This window comes from Ensifer sp. PDNC004 (assembly GCF_016919405.1).
Classification (GTDB): domain Bacteria; phylum Pseudomonadota; class Alphaproteobacteria; order Rhizobiales; family Rhizobiaceae; genus Ensifer.
This window is the reverse complement of sequence record NZ_CP070354.1, coordinates 696,654-711,242: the sequence shown is the minus strand read 5'-3', so window position 1 is coordinate 711,242 and position 14,589 is coordinate 696,654. Positions and strand designations below refer to the sequence as shown.

Genomic DNA, 14,589 nt, shown 5'->3' with positions numbered 1-14,589 from the left:
GAATTTGGGTCTGACCGCCCTAATAGCGCTCAGTAGACCAATCGCGTTCGTATCGTTCCGGGAATTCCGCGCAGAGCCTGAAGAATCTCGTCGGCATTTGTGGAAATTCCATCGGCCTCGACCACGACATAACCCGTGTCGCCAAGCGTCTGAAGGAACTCAGCGACGATGTTCAGCCCGCGCGACGAGAAGATCTCGTTGAGCTGAATAAGCATTCCAGGGCGGTTTTCATGCACGTGAATGAAACGCGTGCCGTTCGGGCGCTCGGGCAGCTGTACCTGGGGAAAGTTAACCGCCCCCATTGTTGAGCCGATGTCGGAATATTCGACCAGCTTCCTTGAAACCTCCCCGCCGATGCGCTCTTGGGCTTCCTCAGTTGAGCCGCCGATATGCGGCGTCAGGATGACATTGCTCAAACCTTGCAACGGCGTCTCAAAACGCTCGGTGTTCGATGCCGGCTCCTTGGGGAACACGTCGACCGCGGCACCCGCCAGATGGCCGTCCTTCAGGACTTTCGCAAGCGCGTCGAGATCGACAACGGTGCCACGGGAATTGTTGATGAAGATGGCGCCCTTCTTCATGCGGCGCAATTCGGTTTCGGTGATCATATTATGCGTCGACGATGTCTCGGGAACGTGCATTGTCACATAGTCAGAGATCTCGAGAAGTTCGCCGAGGGAGGCCATAGACTCCGAATTGCCCCGGCGCAGCCGATCGGAAAGATCGAAGTAGCGCACGACCATGCCCATGCTTTCGGCAAGCGCGCCGAGCTGCGATCCGATATTTCCGTAGCCGACAATGCCGAGCGTTTTGCCGCGGACCTCCCGGCTGCCCACAGCGGTTTTCTCCCACCCACCTTGATGCGCGGAAGCCGAGCGCGGAAAAATCTGCCGTGTCAGCATGATAATCTCGCCGATCACAAGCTCGGCCACCGATCGCGTATTTGAATAGGGTGCGTTGAACACCGGAATGCCGCGCCGACGAGCAGCATCCAGATCGACTTGGTTCGTACCGACCGAAAAACAGCCAACGGCAATCAATTTCCTGGCGGATTCGAAAATCTCGTCTGTCAGCTGCGTGCGGGAACGAATGCCAATGATATGCGCGTCGGCGATGTGGCGCTTGAGATCCTTGTCGTCGAGCGCCTTCGGCAAATGAATGAGGTTGGTGTAGCCGGACGACGAAAAGTAGTCCACGGCGGTCTGGCTGATACCTTCCAGCAGAAGCACGGAAATTCGGTCGCGTGGGAGAGAAAGTTGGCGGCTCATAAATGTTGCTCCGATTTCCGGAAGATCGATGTGGCTTGGGGGGCCATGAAGATTTAAGCGGCCGGGCAGGCTAATATCAACACACTGATACCGCGGTTCTCCATGCTTTTAAGCCAAAGGTTGGCGAGAAAGGATGGCCTAGGCTTTCCAGCCCTCCCAACCGGCCGGAAAACCTGACCCACGAATGGTCGATCCGGCGGATAACGGCTCTCCTCTCTTGCGCGGGCCGTACTGCTATCATGCGGTCCCCTTTTTCTGCTGCCCACCAGCATGGACGCTGATCCGTTTCCAGACGTGTTGGTCCATCTGGCGGCCGAAGCGGAAGGAAGTTGTCTTTTGGCACCCTGACGACCATTGCCGAGTATCAGGATCGCAAAGCCCTCAAACTGGCGTCACAGAAAGCAAGCCGCCACGGCTTCGACGGATCACCCTGCTTTCACCCTTCCGTCGTGCCGATCATCAACGCCCCATTCTCTCCCTCGGAGAAAGAGTTCGCCTTAGACCCTGGACCCAATCGGTGCATCTGAGGCCGCGGAGGTTCCGCCGTCGACGTCAGCCAAGCATGGCCATCTTCAACTCCGCCTCGCGGCCGAGCGAGGTCATCCATTCGGCAAACTCCGGTCGGCTCTTGATCTGGCGACCGTAGTGGCGGCGAAGCGCGGTGGTGAGTTCGCTTCCGCGGCCGAGCTGTTCATCAGCAAAGCCGATCATCTGAGAGTTCGGCCAGGCCTGCGGACGGATGGCCGCAAGACGGGCAAAGAGGCTCTCGCCTGACGCATCCGGGTTTGCCTGCGCCATCAAAGTCAGCATCGCGGCGGTCGAGCGCGACACGCCCATATGGCAATGCACCAGAACATGGCTCGACGCCTGCTTGTTCTCGCGTGCGAGGAAGTCGGCACCAAAGCGCAGGATCGCCTCGACATGGTCCGGGTGAGGCATCACCCGGTCCGGTGCTGCAGCAATGATGTCGTGGAAGCGCAAGGTCGTGCGATGATGCTCGCCGTAAGCGCCGAAGGCCTCCAGTTCCGGGAGTTCAGGATCGACAATCGACAGGACGTGGGTCACGTTCCGAGTGCTTTGGCCCGGCAATTCGTCGATCCCACAAACGGTCAGCACTGGAGAAAAAGTCGCTTCCATGTCAATTTTCCTCGGTCCGGTTTATCAAGCGCCTTCCTCGCATTTACGCGCAAGTAGGGCAAAGAGCACGTCCAGCATCACATACATCGGAGCGCGGCCCGTCGGCACGATGAGGGGATGGGTTGAGGCGCGGTAGGCGTTGAGATTGATGTTTTCATCGGCAAGGGAGGCGACGACGGAGCCCCCGGGAGAGATGGAGACTATACGTGCGCCAGCCTTCTTCGCAATCTCCATGTTCGAAATAAGGTAGCTCGTGCGGCCGGAGAAGGAGAGGACGAAGAACACATCTTCTGCCGTCAAGCGGGGTGCCGAAACCATCTGCAACGTCGGGTCGGAATAGGCAACGCTTGCGACACCGAGCGAGGCAAGGCGGTGTTGCGTTTCGCCAGCGAGGAAGCCGGAGCCGCCATAACCGTAGACGTCGATGCGGCGAGCCCTGGCGAGCAGTTCGACGACACGGCGAAGTGTCTCGAGGTCGAGATCATGACGGGCCTCGCGCAAGGATTCTGCGGCGCGGTTGAAAACGTCATCGACGAGGCTCGTAAACGGGTCGCCGCCAGCTTCGATTTCTGCTATCTGGCGACGGGTAAGGCCGACGCAGGACGATGGGTCTCTCGCTCACAGCACAATCGCTCCGTCGCCAGTTGTTTCGAAGCGTTCCCATCGGCGTGGATCCGGGATCCCCACTCTGATGTGTCAAAGCGGGTGGCCTCAGCCAGGCGATGAAAGGTTCTAAAGCCTGTTGCGGGAACAAGAGCGAGGCGCAGCCGTTCTACGATCAGACCTGCCTCATCGAGCCCGCCCATTGAACCGCGGCTGAGGGGAAGGGGATTTGACAGTGGCGATGCGCGCAATCACGCCCCTACTCGAATAGAAGCAGCGCGCTGCAGCACTCTGCCACAGCCACAGCGAATACTCGCACGTTTCTCGCACGACCTTCGGGCAAGGTTCGCTAGCGAGACCAATGCGTTGCGAAAGAGTTGCGTTGCGATTCGTCGCCTGGAGGAAAAATGCGTCAGCAGACAAAACCGTTTATCGTTGAGATCAAGCATTCCCGAAAGCTGAAACCCAACGGCGAAAAACTATCGATCTGGGGGAAACTGGATTTGAGCGTTGCCGAGGAGCACGTGGCATCCGAGAACCCAGTAGAGGCACCGGCCGCCATCGAAAGCGGCGACCGACCTTAGCGCCGCGATTGGCGCAAATCCTCAAGAGCCATCTCAAACCTCTGTCGTGTGCGGCTGCAGCCCATAACGAAGCGCGGCCGCGCGCCAGAATTCAAGGGCCGCCGTTCGCGTTCAGGCGCTGTTGCTGGATCGGCGCATTTCAACGCGCCTCGCCGAGCCGATAACAGACGCTCTTTTTGCGAAGCTTAATGGTATCGAAAGCGTCTGGTTATACCAAAGCCTCATGCTTGGGGGTGGGTTTCGAAGTCTTGTGTTGGCAGTATTTCTGCTTTTGTTGATGCTGACGCACCTGGGCGTTGGATCGACCCACGCTGCTGATTCCAGCAACATTCGCAATTCCTGCTGGGCATCCGGCCGCATCTCGGAGAACGTCATTACCATAGCTTTGGCAGCGGAGCGGTGGTTCTGTGATGACCGGAAATTCTCGATTGATTCCGAGCGAGTGCTGCTTCGCTTCGATCTTAGACCGGGTGATCACCTACCTCGATACTTTCTCTCGAGGCGGAGCGCTCTCGAGGCGGTGCATCTGCTTGCAATCGACCAGGACGGCGCGGTGCGGCAAGCCTCCGTTTCCGCAGCAGCGTTGCCCAGCTCAATGGCCGGCGGGTATTTCAAGGCTCCCCTGCCTGGCGTGACCGATGCGACGCGGCAAGTCGTCGTCGCCATCGACTTGCCTAGCCACCGGATGACACTGGAGCGAGCATATCTGGCACCAGAGGATGTCGCAGGCAACAGCATCGAGGATATGCAACCCGTCATGATCGTTGCAGGCCTTGCGGGCATGCTCGCCATGCTTCTGATCTTCAATGGGGCGTTCTATCGGATCCTGCGCGAATCTTTTATTCTTTGGCACTCGGCTCTGACGCTCTCGTTGCTGATGACCATTCTGACCTCATCAAGCTTGTCAGTTGTCTTCTTCGACCCGCCCGCCATGACGTTGAGCTGGATGACCACCTTGCTCTTCGGGATGACGGTCGCATCAGGAGCGATGTTCACGTACAGCTTCATCGAACCTGGACTGATGCATCCTGCACTACGGCGTCTGCTGCCCTATTGCGCGGTATCGGCATTGTTCCTGAGTGCGTTTCACGCGGCATTCCCGTTCGTTGCTCGGCCAATACAATCGACGGCGTACACGGCTTCGTTTGCACCGATCCTCATCATTTTCATACTGTCGATGATCGACGCATTGCGCCGCGGGAGTCGCGCGGCAAAATTTCAGGCAGTCGGATATACGCCAATGGTCGCGGTCGGGTTGATCCGTCTTGTGACGGGCGTCGTCCCCTGGTTCGAGAGCATCGACGCCACGCTCGCATTTTATACTGGCTGTCTATTCGAAGCCCTCTTCACCACGCTCGGCGTAGCTGATCGCTTCGTGACCATGAAGCGAGAGCGAGATCGCGCACGCATCGAAGCTGATCTGCTTGAGCGGCTTTCCGAAACAGACCCGTTGACGGACTTGCTCAATCGGCGGGCTATTGAGGGACAATTCGCACAGCTTCGAGCTGAAGGCTTTGCAACATTGGCGGTCATTGACCTTGATCATTTCAAGTCAATCAATGACGTAAACGGACATGTCGTTGGTGATGCCGTACTCAAGGCTGTCGCCAGTGCCTTCCAGCCTGGGCCGGACGTGAGGGCATACCGTCTTGGTGGTGAGGAGTTTGTGCTACTCACGCGCGGCAATGGCGCCGCCACATTGGCCGAACGCCGGCGGCAGGCGATTCCGGCAATCGTCGCAAATGTCGTTCCCGGTCTCAAGCGGCCCGTAACCGCCAGCATGGGAGTGACGGATGCCCTCGGCGATGAAGATTTCGAGAAACTCTATGAACGGGCCGACAAACTGCTCTACGAAGCAAAGAGTGCGGGCCGAAATCGAACGCGGAGTGCCGTCAAGGCAGCGACCGATCAGGAAATCTTTGCGAGAGAACAGGCCTTCGCCGACTAGAGAACTCACTGTGCTGCACGAACTCGGGCGGAGTTTTCCAGGATCTGAAGCGTGAACTTGCTTTTGGCGCGAACGGGGCACTAAACGACAGTGTTTTGCAATCCACTGGCCGTGGAACGGACGACCGCTGGTCTAAGCCGCAGCAAAACCGAGCGACGAGCCGAGACGGGACCTTACCTGATGCCCCCTAAAGGGATGTGGCAACCGAGCCGCCTCCGTCTAGCCCCGATAGGGGAGCCGTTACATTTGCGTCAGAACCGCAGAAAAGGTAGGGGTGCACCCCAATGGCAGCGGCCGCGAACGCGACCGCCGCAATATCCGAAGAAACATGCAAGGCAGACCATGAGCGACCAGAACGACGACTATGTGTACGACGATGTAACGGGTGAGTGGCGGCCAGCCTCCGAACTTGCTACCGAAAAAGCAAAAGCCGCCGAGGTACGCGATGCGTCAGGCACCGTCCTTGCAGATGGTGACTCGGTCGTTCTGATCAAGGATCTCAAGGTCAAGGGTGCCGGGCAAACGCTGAAGCAGGGAACGGTGATCAGGTCTATCCGGCTGACTGATAACCCCGAAGAAATCGATTGCCGCCATGAGACAATCAAAGGTCTCGTTCTGCGCACCGAGTTTGTTCGCAAGCGCTAGGCGATCGCAGGGTCGCCGGTGAACGGCAGCCCTGCTTCCATCCAACCGCGCGATAATGAAATGTCGTCGGGCGCCGGCGACCGCTCACGTCAAAAACCAAAGGAAAGCGGGCTACCATTCGGCTGCAATGCCAAGGGCGGCATAATCACGCGGCAGCTCAGCGCCGACGTCTTCGAAACCTGCGCCTCAAGGGCCGAGGGAATTTCTCCGCTTTCACGCTCGACGGAAGAGGCAACTCGTATCAGAGCGGCCGCCTCATTCGGATCTCGTAAGAAGAGCGCCGCCCAATGATCAGGCCGCACCCTATGAAGGTCGCGCAGGGCCAACGAGCCTCAGTCTGCTCTCCAACAGAGACTTGCTGCCCAGCGCTGACCTGGCGAAGAGCCACGTTGGAGAGAATTGGCCGGCCATGCCCACGCCCTTTTTGGCAGGCTTCATGCACCCTCCGCGGAAAGGCACGAACATTCGATCCGCCTCGCTCGAATCGCCGCGGTACGCGCCAAATTCGCCGGGTTCTAACTATCTAATTTCTCTATACGAAAACCCTTCGAAGAAGTGATCAAGCCATCTACTTCCGTCACCTGGACCGACATCCATCGCGTCTCACAGCGGCGTCGTCGCCGATGGCCTTGAAGTGCCATAGGCGGACGACCGAGCCGCGACGCAAGTGGCCTACAATCACCACGTCCAATTATGGCGCGAGCCTGTTGCCCGCGGTCTCCTCCCCTATCCCAAGTCAAAAGGTCTGCTTCTCGAGATCGTCGTCCACTATCTCTTGCAGATAGTCGACCTTCACGCGCTCAGCCGGCCAACAGATATTTTCGGCGGCAGGCAGCTCAAATCCCCTATTGCCACCGGCGCTACGTCCCGGAACGCAACCAAGACATCCCTAAATCCAAGATCGCCGTCATGGCCCAAGTTTCGGCAAGACTGGCAAGCCGCCGGCCACCGTATATGAGAATGGTTGACAGCAGGGGCGCCACCGCCAAACGGCGACTTGTCAGCTACCCCGGCAATCGGACGTCGCGGCGTTGCGGATCAGAGATTGAGAAGAACCAGTTCACGGCAGGCCGAGCGACAGGCCCCTCTTCCCTGTCATTCGATCTGCCCGACCACGAGAAGCAACCACGACGAACCCGTTATCCCGATCCGCCGACCGATTTCGGCGCAGAACGGCTGGCCCGATGAAGTTCAGATCAAGGAATTGCCCTTGCTCCATCGTGTCGATCCACGAGTGAATGGCGATTGGCACGCGCCCGCGCCGCAGTCGCTCAATGTGAACGCAATGAGCGGCCGCAAACCGGTCGGGCACGATCCCTATTTTGTCGGACATCTATCCCGTGTCCGTGCGTTGGCCGGATTGCCCCGGGGTTCTCACATGGAGAGGCGATATTTCCTCAATGCTGGCGCCTGTGAAAAGCCCGCGTCCAGCGAGCCCTTGGCTGTTGTTGGTGAAATGACCGAGTATCGACACTTACACGGAATCGATGCCGGCTGGCAGCGGAACCTTCCCAAGGCAGCACCACCATTTGCGGCGTCGAACCATCCATGAAATCGTTGCCTAGAACGACGAAGTGGAGGAGGCCCTCGCGGACGAACAGCTCAAGAGACGGCTGGCACACGGTTCTGGCGCTCACAAACAATCAACCATCAGCCGCCACTCTGAGATCCCGAAACGCGGCCCGCCTGAAGGCGCGACCCGCGAAACAAAGCGATCAAACACGCACCATGGAAGGCCCGAAACTAATCAAAGTGCCGCCAATCTAAGAACCTTATCGGCTCCCCCCCCTTATGGCGCGTATAGACGCTGCATGCTCGATACAGGCTTTTCCCATGCGCTACAGGGATCCGCGAATTTTGTTTTCAAGCGCACTTCCAATCCCCGCCTCACGTTGGACCAGGACCTATCGAATGTCACAGGGTGAGTTCGAAGCGGCACCAGCGAAGACGGAAGGAGCCCGCGACCTCTTGACCCAAGGGCGCCGCAATCCGGCCGAGCCCACCACTCTCGCGCGCGCAATTTCGTCCGCTTGGGCAGATCAATTTCGGGTCACATATCGAAGCGCAACAAACGCCGGTTTCATCACACACCGGGCTTTCGAGCGCTTACAAAACTGGCTAACAACCGAAGAAGTCCCCAACAAGGATTGCCGCTCAGGTGCGTGGTCGCTACCGGACTCGTCACAGACCTGTATTACCCGTAACCAGGAGACCCGCGAGGATCGCTAGAGAAGCAACTCCCGCGGCGGCGATTTTGTTAGAGACTTCGCAGGCAGTCGCGCCAAGCATCCAAAACCTCCTTTTTGCTTCCTGAAGCGACTTCCGACAGTAACGCCACCCATAGCCCAGCATGAAATGGTTGGAACCGGCCCGATCGACGCGAGATCAATTTGAGACGATCGCCCGCGCCCAACCACCTTGAGACAGACTTCAAACACTCGCGAAGGGCACGGCGTGATCGGTCGCCTTTGCTTCGTCTAGCCCAAGCAGACGTCTCATTTAGGAATGGCGGCCCCAGGCAGCCTTTCCTGACAGGCTTCCGCATTAGAGGTCGCCACCGGCCGATATCCATGACTTCAACTTCAGACCCAGCTTTCGCCCTTTGCTATGCTTGCCCGATAGCCTAGGAAAGCGGCCAGCACCCGCGCTCGTCGCGAGCCGCCTCTGGAATATCCTGAAGCCGCAAGATGGGTTTCTAGCTTCCAATTGAAAGCCCTGATGTCGGAATGCGCGGCTTGCGTGGCTAGAGATCGGCTTACAGGCTCACGTTTAGCGGCACGGGTTCCGGACCTTGTCAGCTGACAAGGTCCGTTCGCATTGGATCATCTGTCCCGACTGCGCCCGGATACCCTCAGCCACGGTTCGACAAAAGCAACCTAGAAGCCTTGTCAGCTGACAAGGTCTTCGTAAGCCGCACTAAGGCCGCCGAAGCTACATACCCCACCTCGTCTACGAACGCAGTCGGTCGACGGTCGTTCAGTCATCAATACCGCATCTCGGAAGTTGGCAGCACCGGAACCGGCGCGCTAAAGGTCCGAAGAGATGTCTTGCTCTCGAAGCCCCTGCAATCCCGACATCACGGAAAAAGCCCGCGCCGTCGCGTTCACGCGCACCGATCGCCACAGCATCCATCGGGATACAGGGGCGGGGAGCCCCCTAACGCATCCAAGATCCCGACAGCACCGGCAAAACCAAAGTCTCGTCAGAGACTTCAAAGAAATTGGTCCGGCAATAGGCGCGCCTTGGCAATAGCCACATCAGATCCCGCGCCCGCCACTTACGATTTTCGGTCCCTAAGTCACCAAGGCTTTCGTGCACTGCCGCGTCACCCGGTTCAATCCTGACGTCTATTCTTGCGGCTCGCCCTCGTGACCCAACACCTACGGGTGGATGGTCTTCGAGTGCTACGTTCCTCACGTCCCGCCGTCGCTATGCCTTCGCTGCATCAACGCACGCAAGGCCCACTCCCTCATATATCCAGCACCTTGTTTGGAAAATGCCCTCGACGCGAAACCCAAAGCTTGCATCCCGGCATTTGGCCTCTTTGGATGACCTGGACCAATCTTGTGGGTGCCAACGATCGCTTGGCTTGCTGGCCGTCGCTTTCGTTTCACGATCTTTGACACCATTCAGCGACAGGTATCGCGGCGAGGCCTCCGTAAGCAGTTTGATTCGAGATCTTCGGCGCGAAGCCCGGTGTTGGCCTGCGCGAGATAAACAAAGATCAAATCAGACCAATTTGTACGCCGTCGCGACCTCTTTCGCTGGAACGTCGAAATGCAAGCAGACATGATCGAACCCGCGCTAACGCTGCCCAACCGAACGGTTACATTGCCGAATACCAGCGCTGAAAGATCAGTGCGACTAGATCGTGAAGTTCGACTTCTGGTCGCGCCGGCGACAAGTCGTTGTCGTCGCCAACTTCCGAGCGAGGGATGCGGAGACACTGAGCCGAGAAAATTGGAACCTCCAGACTGACTTGTCGAACAGTGCTGCAGACGAAGGGGCAGGGGGTAGTCCTCTGCGCCTGGTTCACCGCTTGCGAAACGCTAAGGGAGAAGCGGAGTTCACGAAGCTCCTGCCGAAAGCGACCCACATTGCTATTGAACGCAATCAGTCCAGCCTCATGATTAGCCAGGTCATGGCCGGAAGACATGAGGGTCGGAGAAGGGGAGGGCGCTGGCGAGATATACGCAGGGATGTAGCAGATGCCAACTGTCCGACGTCAAAGAGGGTGGATCTCTCAGTTTCTCCAGCCTTCAGTTTCCAAAACCACTAGACGTGAAACGCCCAGCCTGGGTTCGACCGGCCCTTTGGCGATCATCTCGCATTGCTCAGCCGATAGAGATCGCCAATGGAGCTAGAGAGTTCAAGGTTCGATGGCAGAAGTCTTCCGGTAGTTAGCTTCCGCTTCTGCAATAATGGCTTTTATATCATATAGTTAACAAGTGCATAACTTTGGAGCGAACCCAAATCCGAACCTGAGTGCGATTGCGCTCCTGATTCCGCTCGCTTCGAACCGGTTGCTTGTGCTGGTGGTCGCACGGGCCGCTTCCCTGCTCAGCCGTCGGCATCACAAACGCCGCAAATGCGCGGAACTATCGCTTGAAACGCGCCAAACGCGCGGCTCGTCGAGCCCCCTTTGCGCCGACGAGCCTTCCGGAGATTCTGAGTGTTCAATCTGAACCAGGAGAGCGGTGTTTCCGTCGACCAAGCCGCATGTCGAAACTGCGTCGCTTGCCACCGTCCCTTTTCGTGCAACGATCTCAGGCGTGCAGGAGAATTCACTCGCGGCGCTCGAAGAGCGGGAATGCCGGATTTCCGACCATGCAAAATTGAGCCCAATTGGCCAGCGCTGTTCGGTCCAGTACGCTTCGATATGGCGCCCCACTGACGTCAATTGTCACCAGGTTGGCAGAGTACGGGACAGTGCTCCGGTTCGAGTGAGCGAGCATCGGGTGCAAGGCACCGGGTGATACCTGGATGGCGGCTGCGTCACAAATGGGGGTTTCCACCAGCCGGTAAGCGACGGATCGCTTGAGATCTCGTCAGCCCGTGAAATTGCAGGCTCACCGAAGTCCGCTCGTCATCCGTTTCCAACTTCGCTTGTTGAATTGCCATGACATGTTCGCGGTAGGAGCGGTCGCCCATGTTGTAGCGACCGGACAGTGTCACGTTTCCGCGGTCATCTGTCGGATAGGCGAAGGCGGTAAGCCAATCACGCTTTCCGCCAGGGGGAGGGCACGACGAGAACGATACCCGCGATCGGCGCCGATCGCGGTCACCGATGCCAATCATTCAAAACTGATGCCGCGAGCTAGGAGGTGGTCGGATTTCCCGAGCTCAACCATCTTGATAAGCGTTGCGTTGGGTTCGCAGTTTGCCAGCGCTGTCTGAGAACGATCTGGGATAGGCTCCTAGGTATCCGCTTCAGGCAGCCAGACTCGCAGCTGACCGACCGGTTTGAAGCCAAGCTTCAACAGTTCATCCAATGCAATGCCGTGATCGTATCCAACAAGTGGCAGATCTCGGGAAGAGGCGTTACCCGCGAGCAAAACAGCATCCCGAAACGCGGGCGGCGTATCAGACAGACTGAAGATGTTCGAGACGCCTACCGTATGAGAGGACCGGTTCACGATGCAGCCGGCATCAAAGCCATGCCCCGTCGATCGGCCATAGATATGCAGGTCGGGCTCGGAAAGCAGAGAGGGTGGAAAGACGTTGGCATCGGAGGGGCTGCCGGCCTCTTTCCAGGCGCGTTCCCAGCGGTTCAATGCTGTCGCGTCGCGCACGCGTTCCCAGCCTTGGGTCGAGGAAGCGGGCGTTCCGCAAGGTTCGGCCCAAACCCATGACGCCGTAAACAACAGCCGGAATCCCTTGCTGGTCAGATCCAGCGTCGAAAATCCGTCTTTTAGACTGGGGCGCCGTCCCAACCTATCCGTCAGCTGGGCGATCTCGACGAACTGGTCCGCACCACCGTTCGGGTCGAGTGTCGTCATGTTCGAATAGTATGGAGGGGCGATCGCATCGCTGGACCAAAACGTGTCGGTTCGGTGATCAGGCCGTCCATGTGCTCGAAACACCGCCTGATAGAGATCGGCATTGTTGGCCGCGCAAAGCCACGCTTTCTCTTCATCCGAGTGTATCGGGATTTCGGATTGTGAAAGGCTCTCTGTCATGGGTACCTGTTGAACTGAATGGCAAACGCCCGACCTGTCCGTTTTTCGCTCGTCTGTCGAGTAGCCACGACAGACGATACACCGCAGTTTCTGTCGATCAAACCCGAGAACAGACAAGCCGCGTTCCGGCCACCCTTGAAAACTCCCACCAGCGAAGGCTTGCCCCGCATTCGCGCGACATGACGACAATTACTTCCCTGTCGAAACGACATCTCCGGAGCTGCGCGTTCGAGGATCAACCCTCTGTGCCAACCGCCAACCATCTTTGCCCGATGTCTAAGTTAGACGGCCACATTCCCTCGGGGCCGAATGTGGCCTGATCGCTATGGCGGCTACAGATGTGATCGCGCCATCTAGGTTCGACGACGCCAGGTTAGCGGCATTCTACCGAAAGTCGGATGGAAGCTTAACTGCACCCCAGGTGATCTTGCTCAACCTTCCACGAAACGCAGATGACGGAAAAATCCGCACGGCTGAAGAACGGTAGACCGGACGCTGGCATGACCAAGGCTGGCTGCGGTGCTGGCTTGGGTTGGAATGAACTTCAGTGCCGCCTAATCTCGACAAGAGGGGAGGGGACTTGGATCCGTCGGCAACTCGCCAGCAAGACACCATCCGAGAACGAAACCTGTGAACGACAGGGCCCTTGGGTAATTTCGGCGAGCGCCGCTTCCTGCTCAAGTAGAGCCGGCATCATCCCGCGGGTTTGGCGATGCTCCTCCCAGCACCCATCGCGAAACCGTTATACGGCAGCGGATCATCGCCGCTTCAGATGCGTCACCGCTTTGACAGCTTTCCCGCCTGGTCGCCCATTGATGTCACCCACCCGATGCTTGCGAAGTCGCTTTCGTCGCAAGGCGGCGACCGCGCGTTGGAACTCTACCCTGCATTCCGCATCCCGCCGGCCCCGCGCAAGAGCGCCATCAACATCGGACCGAGCGAGAACTCACCGCGCCGCGCCTTCGAGGTCAGATCGCGGAGATAACCGCCCGCAGAATTGATGTGCCCAGCTCTTTCCAGCATGCAGGCAAGCGCCACCGCTGCATTTTCGGGTCCCATCACATCACAGGCATCCTGATAGGCACTCGGGCTGATGCCCAGCATCGAGCGAACGACCACGGCGGCCGCCATGAAGTCGCGCCAGTTCGATATCTCGCCGCTCTGCCCGTAAAGCCCGATCTCAGGGCAGGCCCGCAAAACCATCGCCAATGGGAACGCCTTAAGCGGCTCTGCGGTCTGTCGCTTTTCTCGCTCTGGCTTCGCCCCCAGCTCATTTCGAGAGCTAGGTTCAAGTTCACTAAGGGATTCGGTATTTGAATTCTGTATATGACGCTCAGAACGAGCATCATTGCTGCTCATATTTTGAGAATTTTGCTGATCTTCCAATTGATTGAGGATCTCAGCGCACAGCAGTTCCATTTCTTCGAGCAGCGCCTTGAGGTCATGGATGGATGGAGAGCGCGGCATACGCGCAACGAGGGCCAGGTAAACAGCCTCGATCTTCCCCCAATCGCCGCTCGCCCCCTCCTCTATAGCGGCAGAAATGAGCTTACGTGCGTCTCGGCGCCTGATCGTGAGGGCCTCCTTGGTGCGCCGAAAGAGCGTCCGTTCTGCTGCGACCTGTTGGGCCATTTGAGCAAGTTCCTCCGATCGCGCGAGCAGAGGTGCGAGATCGAAACCGAACGCGTCTTCGACGTCCCCCGACCTATCCTTGCGAACGTAACGCTTGCCATTCGCGCTGTCCTTGCGAACGATAAGCCCAGCATCGACGAGTGCTGCCAGGTGGCGACGCAAAGTCGCGCCGGCGATGCCATGCGCACGAATTGAAAGCTGAGTATTCGACGGAAAGACGATCAGGGATTGACCCTGGCGAAGGTCGGTCTCGGGATAGAAGCTCAACAGCGCATCAAGGACGGCCAGTGCCCTGTCCTGCAGGCCGAGAAGCGGCCGCGCCTCACAGGCGTCGCGAAAGACCTTCCACTTATCCGCCGACTTGTCCGGCGTGATCTCGACGGATGCTACTTGTCGCCTCACCAGCGCAAGCGTCATCGGCCGCCGCCCAAAGGGCGTCGTCACATTTGCACTCTGCATTTTCCCTCACCCTTCAGAAGGCAAAAGAAATCCGCTCACCAAATTAGGTGCCAAAGTCTCTTGACGGGGATTCGTGGAAATGCGATTCTCAGATTGTCCAGATATGAGAGAGGCTTCCACGACGGCAACGTTTG

General features: G+C 58.2%; 9 protein-coding genes. 4 read left to right on the top strand and 5 right to left on the bottom strand.

Annotated elements, in window-relative coordinates; all coding sequences use genetic code 11:
• Positions 1 to 29 precede the first annotated feature (29 nt).
• From serA to JVX98_RS31605, 3 genes are all read right to left on the bottom strand, one after another.
• Complete coding sequence (serA, locus tag JVX98_RS31615; RefSeq protein ID WP_205239734.1) at positions 30 to 1,268, bottom strand: phosphoglycerate dehydrogenase; 1,239 nt, start codon at positions 1,266 to 1,268, stop codon at positions 30 to 32.
• A gap of 552 nt (positions 1,269 to 1,820) precedes the next feature.
• A complete protein-coding gene (locus tag JVX98_RS31610; RefSeq protein ID WP_205239733.1) occupies positions 1,821 to 2,405 on the bottom strand; it encodes a tyrosine phosphatase family protein in 585 nt (194 codons plus the stop codon).
• A gap of 24 nt (positions 2,406 to 2,429) precedes the next feature.
• Positions 2,430 to 2,906, bottom strand: coding sequence for an SIS domain-containing protein (locus tag JVX98_RS31605; RefSeq protein WP_246765089.1), 477 nt, complete (start codon positions 2,904 to 2,906; stop codon positions 2,430 to 2,432).
• Between the two features lie 509 nt (positions 2,907 to 3,415).
• Here JVX98_RS31605 and JVX98_RS31600 point away from each other — a divergent pair.
• From JVX98_RS31600 to JVX98_RS31585, 4 genes are all read left to right on the top strand, one after another.
• A complete protein-coding gene (locus JVX98_RS31600; RefSeq protein WP_197067158.1) occupies positions 3,416 to 3,592 on the top strand; it encodes a hypothetical protein in 177 nt (58 codons plus the stop codon).
• Between the two features lie 250 nt (positions 3,593 to 3,842).
• Entirely contained in the window at positions 3,843 to 5,540 is a 1,698-nt protein-coding gene (locus JVX98_RS31595; RefSeq protein ID WP_246765142.1) for a diguanylate cyclase, read from the top strand.
• 342 nt (positions 5,541 to 5,882) lie between these two features.
• On the top strand, positions 5,883 to 6,185 hold the full coding sequence (locus JVX98_RS31590) for an alkylphosphonate utilization protein (protein ID WP_192448599.1): 303 nt from the start codon (positions 5,883 to 5,885) through the stop codon (positions 6,183 to 6,185).
• A 1,045-nt stretch (positions 6,186 to 7,230) separates the two neighbouring features.
• On the top strand, positions 7,231 to 7,737 hold the full coding sequence (locus tag JVX98_RS31585; RefSeq protein ID WP_205239732.1) for a hypothetical protein: 507 nt from the start codon (positions 7,231 to 7,233) through the stop codon (positions 7,735 to 7,737).
• Between the two features lie 3,865 nt (positions 7,738 to 11,602).
• Here JVX98_RS31585 and JVX98_RS31580 read toward each other — a convergent pair.
• Positions 11,603 to 12,364: a hypothetical protein gene (locus JVX98_RS31580; RefSeq protein WP_205239731.1), complete on the bottom strand. Its 762-nt coding sequence runs from the start codon at positions 12,362 to 12,364 to the stop codon at positions 11,603 to 11,605.
• Positions 12,365 to 13,243: 879 nt separating this feature from the next.
• On the bottom strand, positions 13,244 to 14,455 hold the full coding sequence (gene repC, locus JVX98_RS31575; RefSeq protein ID WP_205239730.1) for a plasmid replication protein RepC: 1,212 nt from the start codon (positions 14,453 to 14,455) through the stop codon (positions 13,244 to 13,246).
• Positions 14,456 to 14,589: the final 134 nt, after the last annotated feature.